Annotated in this window: 18 protein-coding genes; 12 read left to right on the top strand and 6 right to left on the bottom strand. The window is 74.4% G+C overall.

Translation table 11 applies throughout. The features are described 5' to 3' along the window. The first annotated feature begins 2 nt into the window (after positions 1-2). Positions 3-1,181 carry an adenylyltransferase/sulfurtransferase MoeZ gene (gene moeZ / locus ABD981_RS14210; protein ID WP_046910971.1) on the top strand — a complete coding sequence of 393 codons (1,179 nt, stop codon included), beginning with the start codon at positions 3-5 and terminating at the stop codon, positions 1,179-1,181. A 62-nt stretch (positions 1,182-1,243) separates the two neighbouring features. On the opposite strand, the gene ABD981_RS14205 is transcribed toward moeZ, so the two are convergent. The 3 genes from ABD981_RS14205 to ABD981_RS14195 form a co-directional block, all read right to left on the bottom strand. Then, a complete protein-coding gene (locus ABD981_RS14205) occupies positions 1,244-2,818 on the bottom strand; it encodes an alpha/beta hydrolase (RefSeq protein WP_046910972.1) in 1,575 nt (524 codons plus the stop codon). Between the two features lie 54 nt (positions 2,819-2,872). Next, positions 2,873-4,450 (bottom strand): alpha/beta hydrolase, encoded by a 1,578-nt coding sequence (locus ABD981_RS14200; protein ID WP_046910973.1) that lies wholly within the window; start codon positions 4,448-4,450, stop codon positions 2,873-2,875. A gap of 144 nt (positions 4,451-4,594) precedes the next feature. Further along, positions 4,595-7,237: a lysylphosphatidylglycerol synthase transmembrane domain-containing protein gene (locus ABD981_RS14195; protein WP_240495426.1), complete on the bottom strand. Its 2,643-nt coding sequence runs from the start codon at positions 7,235-7,237 to the stop codon at positions 4,595-4,597. A 204-nt stretch (positions 7,238-7,441) separates the two neighbouring features. Between ABD981_RS14195 and ABD981_RS14190 the strand changes: the two genes are divergently transcribed. The 6 genes from ABD981_RS14190 (at position 7,442) to nudC (ending at position 18,255) form a co-directional block, all read left to right on the top strand. Then, entirely contained in the window at positions 7,442-7,783 is a 342-nt protein-coding gene (locus ABD981_RS14190) for an MGMT family protein (protein WP_123955043.1), read from the top strand. A 158-nt stretch (positions 7,784-7,941) separates the two neighbouring features. Beyond that, positions 7,942-11,397, top strand: coding sequence for an ATP-dependent helicase (locus tag ABD981_RS14185; protein ID WP_123955044.1), 3,456 nt, complete (start codon positions 7,942-7,944; stop codon positions 11,395-11,397). A 108-nt stretch (positions 11,398-11,505) separates the two neighbouring features. Further along, on the top strand, positions 11,506-12,321 hold the full coding sequence (locus ABD981_RS14180; RefSeq protein ID WP_046910976.1) for a hypothetical protein: 816 nt from the start codon (positions 11,506-11,508) through the stop codon (positions 12,319-12,321). Between the two features lie 52 nt (positions 12,322-12,373). Next, positions 12,374-15,787 (top strand): ATP-dependent helicase, encoded by a 3,414-nt coding sequence (locus tag ABD981_RS14175; protein ID WP_046910977.1) that lies wholly within the window; start codon positions 12,374-12,376, stop codon positions 15,785-15,787. A 10-nt stretch (positions 15,788-15,797) separates the two neighbouring features. After that, positions 15,798-17,216 carry a dipeptidase gene (locus tag ABD981_RS14170; RefSeq protein WP_046910978.1) on the top strand — a complete coding sequence of 473 codons (1,419 nt, stop codon included), beginning with the start codon at positions 15,798-15,800 and terminating at the stop codon, positions 17,214-17,216. Positions 17,217-17,307: 91 nt separating this feature from the next. After that, the gene (gene nudC / locus ABD981_RS14165; protein ID WP_046910979.1) at positions 17,308-18,255 is read left to right on the top strand and encodes an NAD(+) diphosphatase; all 948 of its coding nucleotides are present in this window, start codon (positions 17,308-17,310) and stop codon (positions 18,253-18,255) included. 135 nt (positions 18,256-18,390) lie between these two features. On the opposite strand, the gene ABD981_RS14160 is transcribed toward nudC, so the two are convergent. Next, positions 18,391-18,633, bottom strand: coding sequence for a mycoredoxin (locus ABD981_RS14160; RefSeq protein ID WP_030688646.1), 243 nt, complete (start codon positions 18,631-18,633; stop codon positions 18,391-18,393). A 160-nt stretch (positions 18,634-18,793) separates the two neighbouring features. On the opposite strand from ABD981_RS14160, the gene ABD981_RS14155 reads away from it, so the two are divergent. From ABD981_RS14155 to ABD981_RS14135, 5 genes are all read left to right on the top strand, one after another. After that, entirely contained in the window at positions 18,794-20,977 is a 2,184-nt protein-coding gene (locus tag ABD981_RS14155) for an ATP-dependent DNA helicase UvrD2 (RefSeq protein WP_046910980.1), read from the top strand. Between the two features lie 171 nt (positions 20,978-21,148). Beyond that, entirely contained in the window at positions 21,149-21,532 is a 384-nt protein-coding gene (locus ABD981_RS14150; protein ID WP_046910981.1) for a hypothetical protein, read from the top strand. 172 nt (positions 21,533-21,704) lie between these two features. After that, positions 21,705-22,073 carry a WhiB family transcriptional regulator gene (locus tag ABD981_RS14145; RefSeq protein ID WP_046910982.1) on the top strand — a complete coding sequence of 123 codons (369 nt, stop codon included), beginning with the start codon at positions 21,705-21,707 and terminating at the stop codon, positions 22,071-22,073. Next, the gene (locus ABD981_RS14140) at positions 22,070-22,393 is read left to right on the top strand and encodes a hypothetical protein (protein ID WP_046910983.1); all 324 of its coding nucleotides are present in this window, start codon (positions 22,070-22,072) and stop codon (positions 22,391-22,393) included. Before ABD981_RS14145 ends, ABD981_RS14140 begins: the two co-directional genes overlap by 4 nt. 141 nt (positions 22,394-22,534) lie before the next feature. Next, on the top strand, positions 22,535-22,717 hold the full coding sequence (locus ABD981_RS14135; RefSeq protein ID WP_046910984.1) for a hypothetical protein: 183 nt from the start codon (positions 22,535-22,537) through the stop codon (positions 22,715-22,717). Between the two features lie 3 nt (positions 22,718-22,720). Here the strand turns inward: ABD981_RS14135 and ABD981_RS14130 are convergent, their stop codons facing one another. Together ABD981_RS14130 and ABD981_RS14125 are read right to left on the bottom strand one after the other, a co-directional pair. Beyond that, positions 22,721-24,094 (bottom strand): ABC1 kinase family protein, encoded by a 1,374-nt coding sequence (locus tag ABD981_RS14130; RefSeq protein WP_046910985.1) that lies wholly within the window; start codon positions 24,092-24,094, stop codon positions 22,721-22,723. 38 nt (positions 24,095-24,132) lie between these two features. Further along, complete coding sequence (locus tag ABD981_RS14125; protein WP_046910986.1) at positions 24,133-25,257, bottom strand: TOMM precursor leader peptide-binding protein; 1,125 nt, start codon at positions 25,255-25,257, stop codon at positions 24,133-24,135. Between the last annotated feature and the right edge of the window lie 77 nt (positions 25,258-25,334).

Genomic DNA, 25,334 nt, shown 5'->3' with positions numbered 1-25,334 from the left:
CCGTGTCGCTGCCACCCCTGGTCGAGCCGGCTGCCGAGCTCACCGTTGACGAGGTCCGCAGGTACTCCCGCCACCTGATCATCCCGGACGTCGGGATGGACGGGCAGAAGCGGCTCAAGAACGCGAAGGTGCTCTGTGTGGGCGCGGGCGGCCTCGGCTCGCCCGCCCTCATGTACCTGGCCGCGGCCGGTGTCGGCACGCTCGGCATCGTGGAGTTCGACGAGGTCGACGAGTCGAACCTGCAGCGCCAGATCATCCACAGCCAGGCGGACATCGGCCGGTCCAAGGCGGCCTCCGCGAAGGACTCGGTCCTCGGCATCAACCCGTACGTGAACGTGATCCTCCACGAAGAGCGGCTCGAAGCCGAGAACGTGATGGACATCTTCAGCCAGTACGACCTGATCGTCGACGGCACCGACAACTTCGCGACCCGGTACCTGGTCAACGACGCGTGCGTGCTGCTCAACAAGCCGTACGTGTGGGGCTCGATCTACCGCTTCGACGGCCAGGCCTCGGTCTTCTGGTCCGAGTACGGCCCCTGCTACCGCTGCCTCTACCCGGAGCCCCCGCCGCCGGGCATGGTCCCCTCCTGCGCCGAGGGCGGCGTCCTGGGCGTGCTCTGCGCGTCCATCGGCTCCATCCAGGTCACCGAGGCCATCAAGGTCCTGGCCGGCGTCGGCGACCCGCTGGTCGGCCGCCTGATGATCTACGACGCCCTGGAGATGCAGTACCGCCAGGTGAAGGTCCGCAAGGACCCGAACTGCGCGGTCTGCGGCGAGAACCCGACCGTCACCGAGCTCATCGACTACGAGGCCTTCTGCGGCGTCGTGTCCGAGGAGGCCCAGGAGGCGGCGCTCGGCTCCACGATCACTCCCAAGCAGCTCAAGGAGTGGATCGACGACGGCGAGAACATCGACATCATCGACGTCCGCGAGCCGAACGAGTACGAGATCGTCTCGATCCCCGGTGCGCGCCTGATCCCGAAGAACGAGTTCCTGATGGGCACCGCCCTCCAGGACCTCCCGCAGGACAAGCGGATCGTCCTGCACTGCAAGACGGGTGTCCGCAGTGCGGAAGTCCTCGCCGTGCTCAAGGCCGCGGGCTTCGCGGACGCCGTGCACGTCGGCGGCGGCGTGATCGGCTGGGTCAACCAGATCGAGCCCGAGAAGCCGGTCTACTAGGACCACCCGGAAGGGCCCGGACCTCGCACGAGGTCCGGGCCCTTCCGCGTGCCGTCAGCCCGTCAGGAGCACTCCGTGCCGTACGCCGGCACCTTGCCGTCCAGGAAGTACGCGTCGACCGTCCGCGTCACGCACGCCGAGGAGCCGTACGCCCCGTGCCCCTCGCCCTTGTTGCTGACCAGCACGCCGACCCCGCGGCCCAGCGCCTTCGCCATCCGCTCGGCCCCCTCGTACGGGGTGGCCGGGTCGCCCGTGGTGCCGACGACCAGGACCGGGGCGGCGCCGGGCGCGCTCACGTCCAGGGTCGTGTCGGCGCCCTTCACCGGCCAGTTCGCGCACCAGCCGGCCGTGTCCCAGGCCAGGAACTCGCCGAAGACGGGGGAGATCCGGCGGAACTCGGGCAGCAGCGCACGGGCCTGGGCGGCCGTGGGCCGCTCGGCCGAGTCGGCGCAGGAGATCGCCCGCTGGGAGTGGGACTGGGTGGAGTAGTGGCCGGACTCGTCCCGGTCGTCGTACCAGTCGGCGAGCCGCAGCAGGTCCTTGCCGTCGCCGCCCTCCGCCTTGGACAGCGCGGTGGTGAGCAGCGGCCAGCTCTGCTGCGAGTAGAGCGGCATGACCACGCCGGTCAGCGCCAGCGACTGGGTCAGCTTCCGGTCGCCGACGGGCAGCGGCTCGCGGTCGAGCCGCGTCAGCAGCCGCACGATCCGCTCCGTGCCCGCCTTCGGGTCCTGCCCGGTGGAGCGCAGGTAGTTGTCGAGGGCCCGCTGGAAGCCGATCGTCTGGTTGCGGGCGTGCCCGACGCTGTCGGCGGTCGGGTCGACGACCGCGTCCAGGACGAACCGCCCCACGTTCTTCGGGAAGAGGTGCGCGTACGCGGCGCCGAGCTGCGTCCCGTAGGACATGCCGAAGTAGTGCAGCCGGGTGTCGCCGAGGACCTGGCGGACCAGGTCGAGGTCGCGGGCCGTGTCGGCGGTCGTGGTGTGCGGGAGGAGCTTGCCGGAGCGGCGGGCGCAGCCGGCGCCGAAGGCGGTGGCGTCGTCGAGGAAGCGCTTCTCCTCGGCGGCCGTGTCCGGGGTCGCGTCCACCGTGCGCTCGGCGGCGTCCTGTTCCGCGTCGTCCCGGCAGACCACGCCGGCGCTGCGCCGGACCCCGCGCGGGTCGAAGCCGACCAGGTCGTAGCGGCGGCCGAGGCTGCCGTACCCGCTCGCCGCCCGGGGCAGGATGTCGACGCCCGAGGCCCCGGGGCCGCCGAAGTTGAAGAGCAGCGACCCGAGCCGCCGGTCCTTGTCCCCGGCCTCCCTGCGGATCAGCGCGACCGGGATGGTCTCGCCGTCCGGCTTGTCGTAGTCGAGCGGCACCCGGACGTCCGCGCACCGCCAGGCGGAGCCGGGCGCCTCGCCGCCCTCGGGGGCGGCGCAGCGCTTCCAGTCGGGGCGCTGCCCGGTGAGCGAGGCGGGCAGCCCGCCGGACGGCTTGCCGTCGCCGGTCGCCGGGGGAGCGGCGGAGGCCGAACGGTCCGGTGCCCCGCTGCCGCCGGGGCCGGTGCTGCCGCCGGGGCTCGTGCACCCGGCCGCGAGGATCCCCACGAGTGCGAGCGCCGCGCCCGTGAAGCCCTTGCGTTTGCCCGCGTCCGACATGTGCGACCCCCCGTGATCCGTACCGGACCGCCATCGTAGGCGGCGGGCCCGCGGCTACGGGCACACGGTCCCGGAGGCCGGCACCTTGCCGTCCAGGAGGTACGCGTCGGTGGCGCCCTTGACGCACGTGTCGCCGCTGCCGTAGGCGCCGTGGCCCTGCCCCTTGTACGTCAGCTCCACGCCGACGCCCGGGCCGAGGGCGTCCACCATCGAGCGGGCGCCCGCGTACGGGGTGGCCGGGTCGCCGGTGTTGCCGATGACCAGGATCGGGGCGGAGCCGGCGGCGGAGACGTCCGGGTGGTCCCAGGAGCCGGGCACCGGCCACTGGGCGCAGCTGGAGAGCCCCCAGGCCATGAAGTCGCCGAAGACGGCGGAGGCCCGGCGGAACTCGGGGACGCGCTCCCTGGCCTGGCCGAGCGTGTAGCGCTGCTTGAAGTCCACGCAGTTGATGGCGGCGTTGGCGGCCTGGATGTTGCTGTAACTGCCGGTCTGGTTGCGCCCGTTCATGGAGTCGGACAGGGCGAGCAGCAGGGCGCCGTTGCCGCCGTCGGCCTCGTCGAGCCCCTGCTCCAGATAGGGCCAGAACTCCTTCGAGTACAGGGACTGCGCGATGCCGTTGGTGGCCTGGGTCTGGGTGAGCATCCGGTCGCCGATGCCCGGGATCGGCTTCTTGTCGAGCCGCTCCAGCAGGTCGAGGATGAACCCCTCGATCCCGGCGACGCTCGCGCCGGGCAGCACGCACGCGTCCCCGCGCGCCACGCAGTCCTGGGCGAAGTTGTCGAGCGCCAGCTGGAAGCCCTTGGCCTGCCCGAGCGCGCCCTCCTCCACTCCGGCGGCCGGGTCGACGACGGCGTCGAACACGGCGCGCCCGACGTTCTTCGGGAAGAGGTGCGCGTAGACGCCGCCGAGCTCGGTGCCGTACGAGATGCCGAAGTAGTGCAGCCGGTCGTCGCCCAGGACCCGCCGCATCAGGTCCATGTCCCGGGCGGCGTTCTCGGTGCCGACGTAGGGGAGTTCGCGGCCGGCGTCCGCCTCGCAGCCGGCGGCGTACCTCTTCTGGGCGTCGGACAGCGTGCGCTCCTCGGCCGCGTCGTCGGGGGTGAAGTCGAGGGCGTAGTAGGCGTCGAGCTCCTTGTCGCCGAGGCACTGGACCGGCTCGCTGCGGCCGACCCCGCGCGGGTCGAAGGAGACCAGGTCGTAGCGGGAGCGCAGGGACTCGAAGTCGGTGGCGAAACTGGGCAGTCCGGTGATGCCGGAGCCGCCGGGCCCGCCGAAGTTGAACACCAGCGAACCGATCCGCCGCCCCTGGTCCCGCGCCTTGGCCCGGATCAGCGCGAGGTCCACGGTGTCGCCGTCGGGCTTGGCGTAGTCGAGGGGCGCGGTCATGAACGAGCACTCCCACCGGGCGCCGTCCGGCAGCGGCGACGGCGCGGGCCCGCCGCCCTCGGCCGGCGACGGCGGCAGGCACACGGACCAGTCCAGCTTCTGCGTGGCGAGCCGGTCGAGTCCCGAGGGTCCGCCGGTCGAGGGGGTCGCGGTGCCCGAGGAGTCTCCGCCGTCCGAGCACCCGGCGGCGAGGAGCACGGCGGACGCGGTGAGCAGGGCGGCACGCTGGGCTGCGGAGATCGGCATGCCCCCATCGTGGGCCGCCCGCCCACCCCCCGCGCGGGAGGTGGGCCATGCGGGTGGTCCCCGCCGGGCGCCACCCCGCACGGCCGGGGATGCCGTGTCGATCACGCCGCGAGCCCGGCCCGGTCGACACGGCACCGCCCGGAACTACAGCGCCTCGCGCTTGCTCAGCCAGTTGAAGCAGATCCACCCCGGCAGCACCGGCAGCCACAGCGTCAGCAGGCGGTACAGCAGCACCGCGGGCGTGGCGACCTCGATCGGCAGCCCCACCGCGACCAGGCCGAAGGTGAGCGCGCCCTCGACGGCGCCGACGCCGCCCGGGGTCGGGGCCGCCGAGCCGAGCGCGTTGCCCGCGAGGAAGACGACCGCGACGCTCGCGTAGCTGACCGACACGTCGCCGTGCCCGAAGGCGCGGATCGAGGCGTCCAGGCAGAACACGAACGCGCCGGTGAGCAGCAGCATGCCGCCGATGCCGGTGACCAGCTTCATGGGCCGCTGGAGCACGTCCAGCATGCGCGGCACCACGCCCGCGAACAGCGACCGCAGCCGGGTCGAGACGAACTTGCGCATGAACGGGATCGCGGTCACGACCAGCACGAGCACGGCGACCGTCAGCAGGCCGGCGATGACGGTCCTCGACGGCGTGAAGGACTGCGACTTCTCCGTACCGGTCAGGTAGCCGAAGGAGAGCAGCAGCAGGATGTGCGCCCCGAGCCCGAACAGCTGCGAGGCGCCGACGCTCGCGACCGCGAGGCCCGGCCGCACGCCCGCGCGCTGCAGGAAGCGGGTGTTCAGGGCGACCCCGCCGACCGCCGCCGGGGCGACGATCTTCACGAAGGAGCCGGCGACCTGCGCCACCACCGTGCGCCAGAAGCCGACCCGCTCGGGCACGAAGCCGAGCAGGCTCATCGCCGCCGCCACGTAGCTGAGCGCCGAGAACACCACGGCCGCCGCGACCCAGCGCCAGTCCGCCTCGCTGACCGTCGACAGCGGGGTGCGGGCGATCTGCGAGAGCAGGAAGTACGCGGCGACGGCACCGGCGATCAGACTGACCAGGGTGCGCGGCTTGATCCGCTCCAGCCGCACCGGCTCCACCGGGGCCTGCGGCCGGATCTTCAGCACCTGGTGCCGGATCTGGGCGAGCAGGTCCTCCTCGCGGGCCTCGTCCAGGGCCTCGTCGAGCGCCCGCTTCTCGGCCTTCTTGTCGGCCTGCTTCTCCGCGCGGGCCACCTTCCGGTCGGTCTCCAGGTTCGCCTGGGCGCGGGCCTCCGCGCGGGCCTGCCGGGCGGCCTCGGAGGCGGCGAGCACCGCCTCGCGCTCCCGGGCGGAGCGCTCCCGGGCCAGCCGGCGCAGCTCCGCGCGGGTGGAGCGGCTCAGCGCGATCGGCTGCAGCAGCGGCAGACAGTCCGCGATGGCGTCGGGGCCGAGCACCTCGACGGCCGCGGCGACCGCCCGCTCGGCGCCCACCCGCAGTCCGAGGGTGGTGAGCAGCTGGGCGATGTCCATCCGCAGGATCAGGTCGCCGGCGGCGATCTCGCCGCCCCGCAGATCCGTCAGGATCACCTTGCCGGAACGATCCACCAGAATCGCGTCGCCGGCCAGCCTGCGGTGCGCGATGCGGCGCGACTGCAGGGCCTTCACCTGACGCCAGGCGCTGCGCACCAGGTCGTCGGTGATCTCCTCGTCGTCCAGCGAGTCGAGCGTCCGGCCGCCGAGGTGCTCGTAGACGAGCATCACCGCGTCCGGGCCGAGCTCGGAGGTGGCGATCAGCTTCGGCGCGTTGGCACCCGCGGCGATGGCCGCGTAGGCGAGCAGCGCTTCCTGTTCCAGGGCCTGGCGCAGCGAGACGATCGAGCGGCGGGTGGTGATGGTGCGCAGGGTGATGCGCCGCCAGACCCGGTAGAAGAAGCCGTGCGCCTGCTGCTCGCGGTCGACGACCGTGACGTCGAGCGGCGGCCCGTCCTCCAGGGTCACGATGTAGCGGCGGCCCCGGTCCCCGCTGTCCGCGGCGTCCGGCACGCCCTCGGCGCGCAGCGCGGTCACCGGCCGGAAGCCGACCCGGCGCAGGCCCGCGAGGAGCGTCTGCCCGGTCGGCCGGACGTTGGGCGAGCCGACCGCGTACAGCGTGCCGTACGCCACGGTCCAGCCGATCAGCACCGTCAGGATGATCGACAGGGCGGTGGTGTACCCGGCGACCAGCATGGTGAACGCGTCGAGCAGCAGCACCATCCACAGCACCACCCGCCAGCGCGGCCTGCGGGCCATGCCGACGGCGGTCATGTACGCGATGACCGGCGCGAGGTAGTTGTGCACCGGGTCGGTGAGTCCGCCGCCGGACTGCGGCTGGGTCAGCGCGTCCTGGATGGTGCCGGGCGCGCCGTTGGCCACCCACAGGTCGGTGGCGAGGGTGACGCCGTGCGCGAGGACGGCCGCGAGCACGCCGTCCGCGATCCGCAGCCCGTCCCGTTTGATCAGCCGCTCGATGGCGAAGGCGACCGGCACCAGCAGCACGGCGATCGAGGAGACCAGCCCCGCGATCTTGACGAAGACGTCGGGGGCGCCGCCGGCGCCCTTGTTGATGTCCTGCTCCAGACCGGAGGTCGTGCCGTGGGCGAAGGCGGCGATGGCGAGGACGACGGCGATGGCGAGGACGCCGATGAGCAGGCGCATCAGGTCCGAGGGGCGGTGGACCCGGGCGGCGAGCAGCGGCTCGTCGCCGGAGACGCGCTCGGGCAGGTTGGACGGCGCCTCGCCGGGAGACCGCCCCGGAGGCTGGATGTCGTGCCCCATCACCATGTCCGTCTCTGCATGCCGTGTCGCGGCGGCCCGGGCCGCCTCATCGTCCGTCGGCGGCGTCGCGGCTGTCGCCGCAGTCCCTGCCGTCGCTTGTTCTTGTTCTCGTATCACCAGTCACCGCCCGCACGATGGTGGCACGAAGCGGGGCCGTACGGAGGCATCAGGGGGTTGTCGGTGCGGTGAGGCAGGATGAGCCGAATGGAGAACCAGGAGCTGCCCGAGCTGCCCGATTATGCGGAACGGGTCCTTCAGGCCGCCGAGGAGATCCCGCCCGGCCGGGTGATGACCTACGGGGACGTCGCCGAGTACGTGGGGGAGGGCGGCCCGCGCCAGGTCGGCCGGATCATGGCGCTGTACGGCGGATCGGTGCCCTGGTGGCGCGTGGTGCGGGCGGACGGCGCCCTGCTGCCCGGACACGAGCGACGTGCGCTTGGTCACTACCGCGCCGAGGGCACCCCGCTGCGGCAGCCCCAGGGCGGCGGCACGCCGCGGCTGGACATGCGCCGGGCCCGCTGGGACGGAGCGGCCCCGCAGGGCTGAGGACCGGCCGGGCCGGACGCCCCCGGGTCGCCGCCGGGATCGCGTACCGTCGAAGCTCGCGCTTCTCACCCGAGCACCCCGAGAAGACCGCGCAGGCCTCGCACGCCTCGCACCCCGAGCTCCCCGCCCACCATCCACCAGCAGGACCGGCGACCCACGTGACTTCCTCCTCCACCCTCGCGGCTACGCGGGGCCCCGGCGCGTACCGGCTGGTGCGGACCGCGCCGGCGCCGGTGCGGCCCCCTGTGCTGGACGCAGCGCAGCGCGCGGTGGTTGACCACCGGGGCGGACCGCTCCTGGTCCTCGCCGGACCCGGCACCGGGAAGACGACGACGCTGGTGGAGGCGGTCGCGGCCCGGCTGGAGCGGGGCGCCGACCCCGAGCGCATCCTCGTCCTCACCTTCAGCCGCAAGGCGGCCGTCGAACTCCGCGACCGGATGGCGGCCCGGCTCGGCGGCCGGCGGCCCCCGCAGGCGACGACCTTCCACTCGTACTGCTACGCCCTGATCCGCGCCCACCAGGACGCCGAGCTCTTCGCCGAACCGCTGCGGCTGCTCTCCGGACCCGAGCAGGACCTCGCCGTCCGCGAGCTGCTCGCCGGGCAGATCGACCTGGAGAAGGCGGGCCTCGGCCGGGTGAGCTGGCCCGACGAACTCCGTGCCTGCCTCACCACCCGCGGCTTCGCCGACGAGGTCCGCGCCGTCCTCGCCCGCTCCCGGGAGCTGGGCCTGGGGCCGCGGGCCCTGGAGGAGTTCGCCCGGCGGGTCGGGCGCCCCGACTGGCGGGCGGCGGCCGGCTTCCTCGCCGAGTACCTGGACGTCCTGGACCTCCAGGGCGTCCTCGACTACACGGAGCTCGTCCACCGGGCCGTGCTGCTCGCGGACTCCGCCGACCCGGCCGCGCTCCCCGCGTACGACGCGATCTTCGTCGACGAGTACCAGGACACCGACCCGGCCCAGGTCCGGCTGCTGCGCGCGCTGGCGGGCGGCGGCGGGAAGACGGTGCTGGCCTTCGGCGACCCCGACCAGTCGATCTACGCCTTCCGCGGCGCCGACGTCAACGGCATCCTCGACTTCCCCGCGGCCTTCGGCGGCGCGGTCCGCGTCCTCGGCACCTCCCGCCGCTCCGGCGCCGGCCTGCTCGCCGCCACCCGCCTCCTCACCCAGCGCATGCCGCTGCCCCGGCTCCCCGCCGAGCAGGTACGGGCCCACCGTGCGCTCGCCCCGGTACGGGACGGGGGCCGGGCGGAGGTCTACACGTACCCCACCGCCTCCACCGAGACCGAGAACATCGCCGACCTGCTGCGCCGCGCCCACCTGGAGGACGGCGTGCCCTGGCACGAGATGGCCGTCCTCACCCGCGCCGCCGCCCACCTCCCGTCCCTGCGCCGCGCCCTCACCTCCGCCGGCGTCCCCGTCGAGACCGACGCGGCCGACACCCCGCTCCGCCACGAGCCGGCGGTGGCCCCCCTGCTGCTGGCCCTGCGGGCCGCGGCGACGGGGGAGCCGGGCGCCGTCGACGGAGGGACGGACGCCGGTCTCGACGTCGAGCCGGCCGGTGCCGCCGCAGACACCGCAGACACCGCTGACGCGGACGCCGGTCTCGACGTCGAGCCGGTCGGTGCCGACGCCGACGCCGACGCCGACACCGCCGACGCCGACGCCGCCGCCGCAGACGCCGGCGACGGCGCTGCCGATGGCGGTGTCCCGGCCGATGGCCGAGTCCCCACCGCCGACACCGGCTGGCTCGACGTCGAGACCGCCGTCGCGCTGCTCGCCTCGCCGCTCGCCGGCGTGGACCCGGCCGACCTGCGGCGGCTCGGGCGGGCCCTGCGGGACGAGGAGCGGGCCGGGGGGAACGCCGTTCCCGCGCCCTCGGACGTCCTGCTCGCGCGGGCCCTCGCGGAGCCCGAGCGGCTGGTCGCGCACGACCGCTCGTACGCCCGCGGCGCCCGGCGGCTCGGCGAACTGCTGCGCGCCGCCCGGGCGCGGCTCGCGGCGGGCGGCACCGCCGAGGAGGCCCTCTGGCTGCTCTGGGACGGCACGCCCTGGCCCGGCCGCCTCGAACGGGCCTCCCTGCGCGGCGGCCCGGCCGGCCGCAACGCCGACCGGGACCTGGACGCCGTCTGCGCCCTGTTCGAGACCGCCGCCCGCGCCGAGGACCGGGTCGGCGGGCGCGGCGCGCTCAACTTCCTGGAGGAGCTCGACGCCCAGGACATCGCCGCCGACACCCTCACCACCCGCCACACCCGCCCCGACGCCGTCCGGCTCATGACCGCCCACCGTTCCAAGGGGCTGGAGTGGAGCCTGGTCGTCGTCGCGGGCGTGCAGGAGGGCCTCTGGCCCGACCTGCGGCGGCGCGGCTCGCTCCTGGAGGCCGACCGCATCGGCCGCGACGGCCTCGCCGAGCCGCTGACCCCGGGCGCCCTCCTCGCCGAGGAGCGCCGCCTCTTCTACGTCGCCGCCACCCGCGCCCGCGACCGGCTCGTCGTCACCGCCGTCAAGGCCCCCGCCGAGGACGGCGACCAGCCCTCCCGCTTCCTCGCCGAACTCGGCCAGGAGGCCAAGGACGTCACCGGACGCCCCCGCCGCCCCCTGGCCGTCGCCGCCCTCGTCGCCGAGCTCCGCGCCACCACCGTCGACCCCGAGGCCTCCCCGGAACTGCGCGCCGCCGCCGCCGAACGCCTCGCCCGGCTCGCCGCCCTCACCGACGACGAGGGCACCGCGCTCGTCCCCGCCGCCCACCCCGACCGCTGGTGGGGCCTGGCCGAGCCGACCCGCAGCAGCGTGCCGCTGCGGGACCGCGAGCACCCGGTGGCGCTCTCCGGCTCCGCCCTCGACCAGCTCGCCAACACCTGCGCCCTGCAGTGGTTCCTGGGCCGCGAGGTCAAGGCGGACGCCCCCGCCACCGCCGCCCAGGGCTTCGGCAACGTCGTCCACGTCCTGGCCGACGAGGTCGCCTCCGGCCGCACCCCCGCCGACCTCGACGTCCTGATGGCCCGCCTGGACTCGGTGTGGGACGCCCTCGCCTTCGACGCGCCCTGGAAGTCCTCGCAGGAGAAGGAGAACGCGCGCGTCGCCCTCGAACGCTTCCTGCGCTGGCACGTCATGGACCGCGGCGGCCGCACCCCCGCCGCCACCGAGCACGACTTCGACGTCACCCTCGCCGCCGGCGACTACCGGGTCCGCATCCGCGGCTCCATGGACCGCGTCGAGGCCGACGAGCAGGGCCGCGCCTACGTCGTCGACTTCAAGACCGGCAAGTCCGCCCCCACCAAGGACGAGGTCGCCCACCACCCGCAGCTCGCCGTCTACCAGCTCGCCGTCCGCGAGGGCGCCGTCGACGAGGTCTTCGGCGGCCGCACCCCCGAGCCGGGCGGCGCCGAACTCGTGCAGCTGCGCCAGGCCGCCGCCAAGAAGGAGGGCGGCGACGCGCTCCCGAAGGTGCAGGCCCAGGAACCCCTCGCGGGCGAGTGGGTCGGCGACCTGCTGGCCTCCGCGGCCGGCCGGGTCCTCGACGAGCGCTTCACCCCGAGCACCGGCCAGCACTGCGCCACCTGCTCCTTCCGCGCCTCGTGCAGCGCCCGCCCGGAGGGCCGCCAGGTCGTCGAGTAGGGGGGGACCGGAGGCGTGGGACCAGGGGGGACCGGGCGGCGCGGAGTCGCGCGGACGGGGCCGCTCCGGCAGGCTTGGATACCGGGGTGAACCCGCGAGGAGGCTCGCATGGCGTCCCACACCACCAAGCTCCGCGCCGCCGCCACCGCCGTCTGCGCCGCCGTGATCGTCGGCGGAGCCCCCGCGGCCCTGGCGCAGACGCCGTCGGAGGCACGGGCGCCCGCGCTCTCCGCCCCCGCCCCGGCCCCCTCGACCGACCCGTTCCAGGGCCTGACCGCCGACCAGATCGCCGACCGGGCCGTCGCCGCCACCCGGTCCGCGACCTCGCTGCGCATGACCGGCCGGGTCGTCTCCGCCGGGGAGCGGCTGGGCGTCGACTTCTCCGTCAACGACCACGACGAGTGCACCGGCGCCGTGAGGATCCAGGGCGGTGCGGCCCAGCTGCGCCAGTCCGGGGGCGTCACGTACATGAAGGGCGACGAGGGCTTCTGGCGGTCGTCCATGACCTCCCAGGGCATGCCCCCGGAGCAGATCGGCCCCACCATCGAGCTGCTCAAGGGCCGCTGGCTGAAGATCACCGCGGGCCAGGCCGGCAGCAGCGACCTCGGCGGCGTCTGCGACCTGAAGTCCTTCCTGGCCGACCTCGGCAAGGACACCGGACGCACCGGACTGACCCGGGGGCCCGACGGCGTGGTCGCCGGCGTCCCGGTCGCCACCCTGGTCGAGCACAAGCCGGGCGGGGAGACCACCACCGTGTCCGTCTCCCAGCGCGGCAAGCCGTACATCCTCAAGGTGGTCAAGACCGGCGGCGACGAACCCGGCACGCTGGAGCTCTCCGCGTACGACAAGCCCGTCAAGGTCGTGATCCCGCCGGCCGACGAGACCGTCGACCTCGCCAAGCTGGACCAGGGCACCTCGGCGTGACGGAACTCTCGCGCGGTCCGCGTTGTCGGTCCGCCCCGTTAGCCTCTTTGGAGTGACCGCACGCATCACCGACCCCGAGCAGCTCAAGGAGCTGCTCGGCATCCCGTTCACCCCGGAGCAGACGGCCTGCATCATCGCGCCGCCCGCCCCGCAGGTCATCGTGGCCGGAGCCGGCTCCGGCAAGACCACGGTGATGGCCGCGCGGGTGGTCTGGCTGGTCGGCACGGGCCAGGTCGCCCCCGAGCAGGTCCTCGGGCTCACCTTCACCAACAAGGCCGCGGGCGAGCTCGCCGAGCGCGTCCGCACCGCCCTCGTCCGGGCCGGGGTCACCGACCCCGACGTCATCGACCCCGACGACCCCCCGGGCGAACCCCGCATCTCGACCTACCACGCCTTCGCCGGGCAGCTCCTCACCGACCACGGCCTGCGCATCGGCCTGGAGCCCACCTCCCGGCTGCTCGCCGACGCCACCCGCTACCAGCTCGCCGCCCGCGTGCTGCGCGAGGCCCCGGGCCCGTACCCCGCGCTCACCAAGTCCTTCCCGACCCTCGTCGGCGACCTCCTCGCGCTCGACGCCGAGCTCGCCGAGCACCTGGTCAGCCCGCGGGACCTCACGGCGTACGACACCGGGCTGCTCGACGCCCTGTCCCGGGCCAAGCTCACCAACGCCGACCTGCGCAAGGTCCCCGAGGCCGCCGCCGCCCGCCGCGAGCTCCTCGACCTCGTCGTGCGCTACCGCGCCGCCAAGCGCTCCCGGGACCTCCTCGACTTCGGCGACCAGATCGCCCTCTCCGCCGAGCTCGCCACCACCCGCCCCGAGGTCGGCGCGATCCTCCGGGACGAGTTCCGGGTCGTCCTCCTCGACGAGTACCAGGACACCTCCGTCGCCCAGCGGCTGCTCCTGTCCGGCCTCTTCGGCCAGGGCACCGGGCACGCCGTGACCGCCGTCGGCGACCCCTGCCAGGCCATCTACGGCTGGCGCGGCGCCTCCGTCGCCAACCTCGACGACTTCCCCGAGCACTTCCCGTACGCCGACGGCAGCCCCGCCGCCCGGTTCGCCCTCTCCGAGAACCGCCGCAGCGGCGGCCGCCTGCTCGACCTCGCCAACGGGCTCGCCGCCCCCCTGCGCGCCATGCACGCGGGCGTCGAGGCGCTGCGGCCCGCGCCGGGCGCCGAGCGCGACGGCGGCGTCCGCATCGCCCTCCTGCCCACCCACGCGGAGGAGATCGACTGGCTCGCCGACTCCCTCGCCCACCTCGTCCGCACCGGCACCGAGCCGGGCGAGATCGCCGTCCTGTGCCGCACGGCCGGCGACTTCCCCGCGATCCAGGCCGCCCTCGTCGCCCGGGACGTCCCCGTCGAGGTCGTCGGCCTCTCCGGGCTGCTCCACCTCCCCGAGGTCGCCGACCTGGTCGCGGTCTGCGAGGTCCTCCAGGACCCGGGCGCCAACGCCTCCCTGGTCCGGCTCCTCACCGGCCCCCGCTGGCGGATCGGCCCCCGCGACCTGGCCCTCCTCGGCCGCCGCGCCCGGCTCCTGGTGCACCGCCCCGGGCACGGGTCGGACGACCCGGACCAGCGGCTCGCCGCCGCCGTCGAGGGCGTCGACCCGGCCGAGGTGATCTCCCTCGCCGACGCGCTCGACACCTTCCTGGACTCCGGCGGCGAGGACGACGGCCTGCCCTTCTCGGCCGAGGCCCGGGTCCGCTTCGCCCGCCTCGCCACCGAGCTCCGCGCCCTGCGCGGCTCGCTGGCCGACCCCCTCATGGACGTGCTGCACCGGGTGCTCCACGCCACCGGCCTGGAGGTCGAGCTCTCCGCCTCCCCGCACGCCCTGGCCGCCCGCCGCCGCGAGACCCTGGCCGGCTTCCTCGACACGGCCGCCGGCTTCGCCTCCCTCGACGGCGAGGCCACCCTCCTCGCCTTCCTCGGCTTCCTGCGCACCGCCGCGCAGTACGAGAAGGGCCTGGACCACGCCCTCCCCGGCGGCGAGAACACGGTCAAGGTCATGACCGCGCACAAGTCCAAGGGCCTGGAGTGGGACGTGGTCGCCGTGCCCGGCCTGGTCGCCGGCCAGTTCCCGTCCGCCCGCGCCCGCGAGTCCTGGACCTCCCAGCCCCAGGTCCTGCCGCACGCCCTGCGCGGCGACGCGGCCACCCTGCCCGCCGTCGAGGGCTGGGACTCCAAGGCCCTCGCCGCCTTCAAGAACGCCCTGCGCGAGCACCAGCACACCGAGGAGCTCCGTCTCGGCTACGTGACCTTCACCCGCCCCCGCTCCCTCCTCCTCGGCTCCGCCCACTGGTGGGGACCCGCCCAGAAGAAGCCCCGCGGCCCCTCGGACTTCCTCGACGCCCTGTACGCCCACTGCGCGGCCGGCCACGGCGAGATCGAGGCCTGGGCGGACGCCCCGGAGGAGGGCGCCGAGAACCCCCTGCTGACCGCGGACCTCGCCGACCGGGCCTGGCCGCTGCCCCTGGACGAGGAGAGCCTGAAGCGGAGGCGGGAGGCGGCGGAGACCGTCCGCGCCCGGCTGTGGGCGTACGTCCCCCAGGGCCCGTCGGCCCCGCGGGCTCCCCGGGACCCGGATCGCGGGGACCCGGACCCCACGGACCCGGACCCCGAGGACCTCTGGCTCCCCGGAGAGCTCGACTGGGACGAGGAGCCCGTCAGGGACCCGGACGAGGAGCCCGACCGCGACGAGGAGCCCGGCCACGCGGACGTCCCGGCCCCCCGGGCCGCGCTCACCCCCGAGGACGCCAAGACCATCGCCTCCTGGGACCGCGACCTCACCGCCCTCACCACGGAGCTGCACCGCTCCCGCGCCACCACCAGGGACGTCGTCCTCCCCGCCTACCTCTCCGCCTCCCAGGTCCTCCGCCTCGCCGCCGACCCCGACGGCTTCGCGAAGGAGCTGGCCCGGCCCATGCCGAAGCCGCCGCAACCGGCCGCCCGCCGGGGCACCCGCTTCCACGCCTGGGTGGAGTCGCGGTTCGAGGAGCTGCCGCTGCCCCTGCTGGGGCCGGACGAGCTGCCCGGCGGCGAGGAGTTCGCCGGCGAGCCGGAGATCGCGGACGAGCGCGACCTGGAGGCCCTCAAGGAGGCCTTCGGCCGCACCGCCTACGCCCACCGCACCCCGTACCGCGTGGAGATACCCGTCCACCTCACCCTCGCGGGGCGGGTGGTCCGGGGCCGGATCGACGCCGTCTACCGGGACCCGGACACCGGCGCGTACGAGATCGTCGACTGGAAGACGAGCCATCTGCGCACCGCCGATCCGCTCCAGCTGGCGATCTACCGGCTCGCCTGGGCCGAGCAGAACGGACTCGCCCCGGAGGAGGTGGCCGCCGCCTTCGTCTACGTACGGACGGGGGAGGTCGTGCGCCCCGCGCGGCTGCCGGGCCGGGCCGAGCTGGAGGCCCTGCTGCTGGGCGGGGGCTCCCCGGACGGGGACCCCGTCGGCGCCGGATAGGCTCGGAGCCATGAGCCAGACCCCGGACAACGCCGTCCGCACCGCCCGTACCGAGACCGTCCGCGCGTACGTCGAGCAGCACCGTGCCGCCTTCCTCGACGAGCTCGCCGAGTGGCTGCGCATCCCCTCGGTGTCGGCGCAGCCGGACCGCGCGGAGGACGTGCGGCGCAGCGCCGACTGGCTCGCGGACCGGCTGGCCGGGACCGGTTTCCCGACCGTGGAGGTGTGGGAGACGGACGGCGCCCCGGCGGTCTTCGCCGAGTGGCCGTCCGGCGAGCCGGACGCTCCGACCGTCCTGGTCTACGGGCACCACGACGTGCAGCCGGCCGCCCGCGAGGACGGCTGGCACACCGAGCCCTTCGAGCCGACGGTGATCGACGGCCGGATGTACGCGCGGGGCGCCTCCGACGACAAGGGCCAGGTGTTCTTCCACACCCTCGGGGTCCGCGCCCACCTCGCCGCCACCGGCCGCACCGCGCCCGCCGTCAACCTCAAGCTGCTCGTGGAAGGTGAGGAGGAGTCGGGTTCGCCGCACTTCCGCGCCCTCGTGGAGGAGCGGGCCGGCCGGCTCGCCACCGACATCGTGATCGTCTCCGACACCGGCATGTGGTCCGAGACCACCCCGACCGTGTGCACCGGCATGCGCGGGGTCGCCGACTGCGAGATCGACCTGTACGGCCCCGACCAGGACATCCACTCCGGTTCCTTCGGCGGCGCCGTGCCCAACCCGGCCACCGTCGCCGGCCGGATCGTCGCCGCCCTGCACGACGCGGAGGAGCGGGTCGCGATCCCCGGCTTCTACGAGGGCGTCACCGAGCTCTCCGAGGCCGAGCGGGAGCTGATCGCCGAGCTGCCCTTCGACGAGACCGGCTGGCTGACCACCGCCAAGTCGCACGGCACCCTGGGAGAGGCCGGCTTCTCCACGCTGGAGCGCGTCTGGGCCCGTCCCACCGCCGAGGTCAACGGCATCGGCGGCGGCTACCAGGGCCCCGGCGGCAAGACGATCGTCCCCGCCTCCGCCCACCTGAAGCTCTCCTTCCGGCTCGTCGCCGGACAGGACCCGGCGCACATCGAGAAGGCCGTCCGCGCGTGGCTGGCCGGACTGGTCCCGGCGGGCGTCCGGTACGAGATCGTCTTCGGCGCCCCGACCCGGCCCTGCCTCACGCCGCTGGACCACCCGGCCCTGAAGGCCGTGGCCGGGGCGATGAGCCTGGCCTTCGACGGCGCCAAGGTCCGCTACACCCGCGAGGGCGGCTCGGGACCGGCCGCCGACCTCCAGGACGTGCTGGGCGCCCCGGTGCTCTTCCTGGGCATCTCGGTGCCGTCCGACGGCTGGCACGCCCCGAACGAGAAGGTCGAGCTGGACCTCCTCATGAAGGGCGTCGAGGCCACCGCGCACCTGTGGGGCGACCTGCCCGCCGCCCTCTGAGCCACCCGCCGGCCCGGGCGCCGGGCCCGCCCGGCCGGCCGCCCTGCCGCCGAACGCCGAAACCACCGATCCGGGGGAGTTGGAAGCACCTGTGAGCACCTTCCGTTATGAGGCCGCGGACCGTCCGATCGGACTGACCGCTCCGAGCGGCGTCGACCGCGCCGCCCACCACCGCCTGGACGAGGCGTGGCTCGCGGCCGCCTGGAGCCACCCCACGACGCGGGTCTTCGTGGTCTCCGGCGGCCAGGTGCTGATCGACGACACGCCGGACGGCCGGACCGAGCTGGTGATGACCCCGGCCTTCGAGGCCCCGGTCACCGAGACCCACCGCTACTTCCTGGGCACGGACGCCGAAGGCGTCTCCTACTTCGCGCTCCAGAAGGACACCCTGCCGGGGCGGATGGACCAGTCCGCGCGGCCCGCCGGGCTGCGCGAGGCCGGGCTGCTGCTGTCGCCGCGGGACGCGGGTCTGATGGTGCACGCGGTGGCCCTGGAGAACTGGCAGCGGCTGCACCGCTTCTGCTCGCGCTGCGGCGAGCGGACCGTGGTGGCGGCGGCCGGCCACATCCGCCGCTGCCAGGCCTGCGGCGCCGAGCACTACCCGCGGACCGACCCGGCGGTGATCATGCTGGTCACCGACGACCGGGACCGCGCGCTGCTGGGCCGCCAGGTGCACTGGCCCGAGGGCCGCTTCTCCACGCTGGCGGGCTTCGTCGAGCCGGGCGAGTCCATCGAGCAGTCGGTGGTCCGCGAGGTCTTCGAGGAGGCGGGCGTCACGGTCGGCGAGGTCGAGTACGTCGCCAGCCAGCCCTGGCCCTTCCCGTCCAGCCTGATGCTGGGCTTCTTCGCCCGCGCGACCTCCTCGGAGATCGCCGTGGACGGCGAGGAGATCCAGGAGGCGCGCTGGTTCTCCCGCGAGGACCTGGCCGCCGCCTTCGAGTCCGGCGAGGTGCTGCCGCCGTACGGGATCTCGATCGCCTCGCGGCTGATCGAGCTCTGGTACGGCAAGCCGCTGCCGAAGCCGGGCGACGTGGTCTGACCGGGGTCCGGCCGAGCCCCGACCGGAGCCGGCCCGGCCCCGCCCGGCCCCGCGCCACCCAAGCGGAACGCGACAGCCCCCGCCCGGCAGTGCCGGGCGGGGGCTGTTTTCGGCCAGGAGGCGCGAGGGGCCGGCTCAGACGCCGATCTTCTGCTTGACCTGCGCGAGCGACGGGTTCGTCAGCGTCGAACCGTCCGGGAAGAGCACGGTCGGAACGGTCTGGTTGCCCCCGTTGGCCTTCTCCACGAACGCGGCCGAGTCAGGGTCCTGCTCGATGTTGATCTCCGTGTACGCGATGCCCTCGCGGTCCATCTGGCTCTTCAGCCGGCGGCAGTAGCCGCACCACGTCGTGCTGTACATCGTCACAGTGCCCTGCATGGCCTGGAGCTCCTCTGTCTGCGGTCGGGTGCCGAGGGAAGAACGTACGCGGTCACCCGGCCATTCCCGGATCCGGGCCCTTTCCGCGTTCGTATGACCGGTGCCACACCCCTGTGGACAAGCCGCCGCACGCTCCCCGCGAACCTGGCAGCATGGCGGAGTGACAGCAGCAACGCCCTCCACTCTCTTCCCGCAGGTCCCCGAGACGGCCGACGCGGTGCTCGACGGGCTGGACCCCGAGCAGCGCGAGGTCGCCCTGGCCCTGCACGGACCGGTGTGCGTCCTGGCCGGAGCGGGCACGGGCAAGACCCGGGCCATCACCCACCGCATCGCCTACGGGGTGCGGGCGGGCATCCTGGCGCCCGCGAGCGTGCTCGCCGTCACCTTCACCAACCGCGCCGCCGGCGAGATGCGCGGCCGGCTCCGCCAGCTCGGCGCGGGCGGCGTCCAGGCCCGCACCTTCCACTCCGCGGCCCTGCGCCAGCTCCAGTACTTCTGGCCGAAAGCGGTCGGTGGCGAGCTGCCCCGGCTCCTGGAGCGGAAGATCCAGCTGGTCGCCGACGCGGCCGCCCGCTGCCGCGTCCGCCTCGACCGGAACGAGCTGCGGGACGTCACGAGCGAGATCGAGTGGGCCAAGGTCACCCAGACCGTCCCCGGCGACTACCCGGCGGCCGTCGCCAAGTCGCTCCGCGACGCCCCCCGCGACCCGGCCGAGATCAGCCAGGTCTACGCGATGTACGAGCAGCTCAAGCGCGACCGCGACGTGATCGACTTCGAGGACGTGCTGCTGCTCACCGTCGCCATCCTGCAGGACCGGCACGACATCGCCGACCAGATCCGCCGCCAGTACCAGCACTTCGTGGTCGACGAGTACCAGGACGTCTCGCCGCTCCAGCAGCGGCTGCTCGACCTGTGGCTCGGCGAGCGCGACACCCTGTGCGTGGTCGGCGACGCCAGCCAGACCATCTACTCCTTCACCGGCGCCACCCCCGACCACCTGCTGAACTTCCGCACCCGCCACCCGGGCGCGACCGTGGTCAAGCTGGTCCGGGACTACCGCTCCACCCCGCAGGTCGTCCACCTGGCCAACGGGCTGCTCAGCCAGGCGAGCGGCCGGGCCGCCGAGCACCGCCTGGAGCTGGTCTCCCAGCGCGACCCGGGCCCCGAGCCCGGCTACGCCGAGTACGCGGACGAACCGGCCGAGGCGGAGGGCACCGCCCGCCGGGTCCGGGACCTGATCGCCGCCGGCGTCCCGGCCGGCGAGATCGCCGTGCTCTACCGGATCAACGCCCAGTCCGAGGTCTACGAGCAGGCCCTCGCCGACGCCGGCGTGCCCTACCAGCTGCGCGGCGCCGAGCGCTTCTTCGACCGCGAGGAGGTGCGCAAGGCGGGCGTCGCCCTGCGCGGCGCCGCCCGCGCCGGGGGGAACGACGCGCTGCTCGACGACGTCGAGGACCTGCCCGCCCAGGTCCGCGCCGTGCTCTCCAGCACCGGCTGGACCGAGCGCCCGCCGACCGGCTCCGGCGCGGTCCGGGACCGCTGGGAGTCGCTGGCCGCCCTGGTCCGGCTCGCCGAGGACTTCGCCCGGGCCCGGCCCGGGGCCACCCTCTCCGACCTGGTCGCCGAGCTCGACGAGCGGGCCGCCGCGCAGCACGCGCCCACCGTCCAGGGCGTCACGCTGGCCTCGCTGCACGCCGCCAAGGGCCTGGAGTGGGACGCCGTCTTCCTGGTCGGCCTCGCCGAGGGCATGATGCCGATCACGTACGCCAAGACCGACGAGCAGGTCGAGGAGGAGCGGCGGCTGCTCTACGTCGGGGTCACCCGGGCCCGGGTCCACCTGACCCTCTCCTGGTCCCTCTCCCGCTCCCCGGGCGGCCGCGCCTCCCGGCGCCCCACCCGCTTCCTCAAGGGCCTGCGGCCCGGCTCCGGGGCCCTCGGGAGCGCCGGCGCGGGCGCGGGCGGCGGGATCGAGCGCGGCACCGGCGGCGGCGCCGAGCGGCGCAGGCGGCGCGGACCCGCCCGCTGCCGGGTCTGCGGGGCCACGCTCACCGAGGCGGGCGAGATGAAGCTGATGCGCTGCGAGGACTGCCCGTCCGACATGGACGAGGGGCTGTACGAGCGGCTGCGGGACTGGCGGGCGGTTCAGGCCAGGGAGCTCGGCCAGCCGGCCTATTGCGTGTTCACCGACAAGACGCTCATGGCGATCGCGGAACGGGTCCCGGAGTCCGGAGGGGAGCTCGCCGTGATCTCCGGGGTGGGTGCCCGCAAGCTGGACCGCTTCGGAGCCGATGTTCTCGCCATCTGCGCAGGTGAGGACCGTGGAGGAAGCGACGACGACACGTGAGGAAAACTCGTCGGAAAAATAGTTTGCGCCCGCCCCGTCAAGCCCCATAGGTTCTTAACCACGGAAACGGCGGCTTCTTCGAAGCCCTGTCTTCGTGCTGTACTTGTCCAAATGAACATGAGGGTCCGGTTCACCCCGGCCCCTCCGAGACGCCGAGAGGAGGCGATTCCAGTGATCAGCATCATCGAGAACATCAAGACCGGCACCGCCAAAATGACCGATCGCTCGGTCGTCTCCGCCTGCTCGCTCGGCCTCTCCGTCGACGCCTTCGCGTCCTCGGCGGCCTCCGCCTCCTTCGCGACCTCCGCGCTCCTTGGCAGCGGTCTGCCCGGCACCGGTATGCCCGTTCTCGGCATGCCGCGTCTGCTGGCCGATCGGCCGGAGCGCAATGAGCGACCGACCAAGGCACTGGAAGCAGGAGTAGTGGGCAAGGCCCAGGCCACGGCCTATGGCTTTGCGGCGACCGGTGCCGGCATTGAGCAGAAGCAGCAGACGACGCAGCACCACACGATGTGGGCCTTCCGTGGGCTCGAACCCTGGAGTGATCCAGCCTGATCGACGATCAGGCCGGCGCCTTCAGGGCCGCGGAACCCCACCCGGGATCCGCGGCCCTTCTGTTTGTCCCCGAACGGGGACGACGGACCGAAGGTGCCTCGGGACCAGTAGCAACCGGTACCAGCAGAAACCCCGGCCCACCGGCCGGAACGACAGACGAGGAAGAACACCCGTGCAACTCGAAGCGCACGCCCCGTCCGTACCGCCTTCCGAAACGATCCCCCCGCCCGGCCTCACGGAGGACTCCGCCTTGACCCCCCTCACCGCGCTCACCGCGCTCGACGACGCCATCGAGAACCTCGGCGTACCCGTCCCCTGCCGCTCGTTCGACCCCGAGGTCTTCTTCGCCGAGTCCCCGGCCGACGTCGAGTACGCCAAGTCGCTCTGCCGGACCTGCCCGCTGATGGCGGCCTGTCTCGCGGGCGCCAAGGAGCGTCGCGAGCCTTGGGGCGTCTGGGGTGGCGAGCTCTTCGTCCAGGGCGTGGTCGTGGCCCGCAAGCGGCCCCGTGGCCGTCCGCGCAAGAACCCGGTCGCGGCATGAACGTCACCGGAACCATCGACCGCCCCCTCACGCACGATCCCCAGAAGCAGGCCCCGATGACCTCGCCCGCCCACGAGCCCTCCGGCTCCGCTACCCCAGACGTTTCGATCATCGGCGCGAACCGCTCGCGTCAGAACAGGACCCGTGAGATGCAACTCATCCCAGAAGCCCTGGCCCGTGCCCATATGCACGACCGTCAGCGCGAAGCCGACGCGGAACGCCAGGCCGTGCGCCTGGTAGCCGCCCGGCGCATGCAGCGCCGCGCCGAGCGCGTGTCGCTGCGCGCCCGTCGCGCGCTCGCCATGGCCGTCATGCACTGATCCGGGCCGCAGCCGGGCGGCAGCCCCGGCAGCGACCGGTCATCGGTCAGGCAGAACAGAACGCGGGGGTCGGTCCGAACGGACCGGCCCCCGCGGTGCGTTGCCCTGCCGCCGGGCGCTCGTCGGGTTATCGTCACGAAGGTGAACGAAGCCCCCACCCCCGAGGCCCCCTACGTGTGCGCCCGCTGCGGCAGGACCGCCCGGGAGCTGCCCCTCACCTGGACCTGCTCCGTCGAGAACGGCACCCGGCAGTACTTCTGTGACGAGTGCGCCCGCGCCAACATCAGGGCCATCGAGGGCCGCCTCGACTCCTCCTGGTGGTGAGCGCTACTCCTCCGCCGCCGCGAAGCCGGGCAGCCACTCGGCCAGCTCGTCCCGCAGCCGGACCGTCGCGTTCAGCTGGCACAGCACCCCGATCGTGCTCAGCGTCACACGGTGTATCAGCAGATACGCGGGCGGCAGATTGAGCTGCTTGCCCAACTGGTGGGCGGGGGAGCGGGGATCGGCGATCCGGGCGGCCTGGGTGCGCATCCAGCCGCGGGTGAAGACGAAGGACTCCGCCTCGGCCGGCTCGATGATCGGCAGCAGGTACTCCAGGACCGCGTCCGGGTCGAGCGCGATGGACTCCTTCACGAAGCCCTCCGCGCACAGCAGCTCGTAGACCGTCTCCGCGTCCCCGGCCAGGGTCATCCGCAGACAGGTGCCGATCGTCTCCGGAAGCCCGCCGGGCAGCCGGTCCACGGTGCCGAAGTCCAGCACCCCCAGCCGCCACCCACCGGGCTCGCCGCCCCCGTCAGCCCCGTCGGCCCCGTCCGCCGTCACGGGGCCGGGCAGCAGCCGGAAGTTGCCCGGGTGCGGATCGGCGTGCAGCAGGCCCGTACGCGCGGGGCCGGAGAAGAGGAAGCGGGCCAGCAGCTGGCCCGCCCGGTCGCGCTGCTCCGGCGTGCCGTCCGCGATCACCTCCGAGAGCGGGACGCCGTCCATCCACTCCGTCACCAGGACCTGCTCGGACTGGTGGACCACCGCGGGGACCACCACGTCCGGGTCGTCCGCGAACTCCGCCGCGTGCTCCCGCTGGGCCTCGGCCTCCAGCGCGTAGTCCAGCTCCTCCGCGACGCGGTCGCGCAGCTCCGTGATCAGCGGCTTGACGTCCATGCCGGGGATCAGCGGGCCGAGCAGCCGGGCGAAGCGGCTCAGCTGGGTCAGATCCGACAGCAGCGCGTCCCCCGCCCCCGGGTACTGCACCTTCACCGCGACCTCGCGGCCGTCGTGCCACACCGCCCGGTGCACCTGGCCGATCGAGGCCGCCGCCGCGGGCTTCTCCTCGAACTCCAGGAAGAGCTCCCGCCATTCCTCGCCGAGCCGCTCCGCGAGCACCGCGTGCACCGTGCGGGTCGGCATCGGGGGCGCCGCCTCCTGGAGCTTGGTGAGCGCCGCCCGGTAGGGGCCGGCGACCTCCTCCGGGAGGGCCGACTCGAAGACGGACAGCGCCTGCCCGAACTTCATCGCCCCGCCCTTGAGCTCGCCGAGCACCTTGAACAGCTGCTCGGCCGTGCGCTGCTGGAGCTCCCGCGCGACGATCTCGGCCGACTTCCCGCCGATCCGCTTGCCCAGCCCCCAGGTGGCCCGGCCCGCGAAGCCGAGCGGCAACGCGGCCAACTTGGCGGTCCGGGTGACCGCTTTCCGGGGAAGATCAGACATGCGCCCTCCAAGTCCCAGACTGCCGTGCCGGGCAGGCCCTACCCCGCCATTGTGTCCTGCGCCCTCCCCACCGCCGAGGCATGCTCCCCCCTCCGCGCGCGCCCGGCCCCGCACGGACACTCCGGATGCGCCCGCACCGGCTCCGTCCGCCACTCCAGCAGCGGCAGCGACACCTCCCAGCGGGCTCCCGTGCTCGACGGCGGGTCGCCGTCGAGGAAGGCCAGGGCGTGCGCCGCCGCGAGGCCGGCGACCGCCGAGGCCAGGGCCACGTCGCAGGCCGGCAGCGGATGCGGTGCGCCGGACCGCCACTGGGCGGGCAGCCGCGGCCAGACGGGCTCCCGCTCGCACCGCTCCCGCTGCGCGCAGCCCGCACAGGCCGTGGCACCGGGCAGCACCAGCGGGCCCACCACGCCCGTCGCCTCCAGGACCCCCGCGTACAGGTGGGGCGTGCCCGTGGAGAGCCAACCCTCGGCCGGCAGCGGGTCCGGCACGTACGCCCCGAGGCCGTCCCGGGGAGTCACCACCACGAGTGAGAGCCCGGGCTCGCGGCACCCGTCACCCGGTCCGGTACGACGCTCCCCCGGCGGGCGCCCGCCCGGAGCCGAGCGCCCCACCAGGCGCCGGGCCGCCACCGCGCGGCGCTCACCGACCGCCTCGGCCGGCAGCCCGCCCGGGGACACCTCCCACGGCGCGACCGTGCCCGCGTCCAGGACCTCCACGCGGCCCACGCCCGCCGCCGAGAGCAGCGCCGCCACGGCCGCGCCGACCCGCCCGGCGCCCCGGACCTGCACCCGCATGCCCCGCCGCGCGGCCAGCGTGCGGGCCGCCCCGTCCGGCGCGCGGTGGACGACGGAGAGCGAGGCCAGGTCCGCCCGCACCGGGTCCAGCGCCGGGTCCCCCCGGCGCGCCGGGGCGTCGGCGATCAGCCCCGCCGCCGCGAGCCGCCCGAGCAGCGCCTCCAGGTGTCCGTCGGGCAGCCCGAGGGCCCGGGCCTCCGCCCGCAGCAGCTCCGTCCCGCGGGTCCCGTCGAACAGCCCGATCAGACTGCCGGTGGTCGTGTCGACCGGACCCAGGACGACGGCGTGCGCGGGCGTGACCCCGAACTGCACGTACCGCAGATTGCGCCAGGCGCGCCGCAGCGCCGGTTTGACCATCGGATGCATGACCCCGCCCCCGTAATTCCGTAAACGATCTTTCTTCGCCCTGTCGTGCCGCGGTGGGCTCCGAGGTCAGATTGCCC

The sequence above is a fragment of the Streptomyces showdoensis genome (assembly GCF_039535475.1).
Taxonomy (GTDB): Bacteria; Actinomycetota; Actinomycetes; order Streptomycetales; family Streptomycetaceae; genus Streptomyces; species Streptomyces showdoensis.
The sequence above is the reverse complement of the archived record's forward strand: the minus strand, read 5'-3'. Positions and strand labels throughout refer to the sequence as shown.

Excerpts from the sequence above, each read along its gene's own strand:
- ABD981_RS14205 (WP_046910972.1), bottom strand. The coding sequence starts at position 2,818 with ATGTCGGACGCGGGCAAACGCAAGGGCTTCACGGGCGCGGCGCTCGCA.
- ABD981_RS14200 (WP_046910973.1), bottom strand. The coding sequence starts at position 4,450 with ATGCCGATCTCCGCAGCCCAGCGTGCCGCCCTGCTCACCGCGTCCGCC.
- ABD981_RS14195 (WP_240495426.1), bottom strand. The coding sequence starts at position 7,237 with ATGGGGCACGACATCCAGCCTCCGGGGCGGTCTCCCGGCGAGGCGCCG.
- ABD981_RS14190 (WP_123955043.1), top strand. The coding sequence starts at position 7,442 with ATGGAGAACCAGGAGCTGCCCGAGCTGCCCGATTATGCGGAACGGGTC.
- ABD981_RS14180 (WP_046910976.1), top strand. The coding sequence starts at position 11,506 with ATGGCGTCCCACACCACCAAGCTCCGCGCCGCCGCCACCGCCGTCTGC.
- ABD981_RS14170 (WP_046910978.1), top strand. The coding sequence starts at position 15,798 with ATGAGCCAGACCCCGGACAACGCCGTCCGCACCGCCCGTACCGAGACC.
- ABD981_RS14160 (WP_030688646.1), bottom strand. The coding sequence starts at position 18,633 with ATGCAGGGCACTGTGACGATGTACAGCACGACGTGGTGCGGCTACTGC.
- ABD981_RS14140 (WP_046910983.1), top strand. The coding sequence starts at position 22,070 with ATGAACGTCACCGGAACCATCGACCGCCCCCTCACGCACGATCCCCAG.
- ABD981_RS14130 (WP_046910985.1), bottom strand. The coding sequence starts at position 24,094 with ATGTCTGATCTTCCCCGGAAAGCGGTCACCCGGACCGCCAAGTTGGCC.
- ABD981_RS14125 (WP_046910986.1), bottom strand. The coding sequence starts at position 25,257 with ATGCATCCGATGGTCAAACCGGCGCTGCGGCGCGCCTGGCGCAATCTG.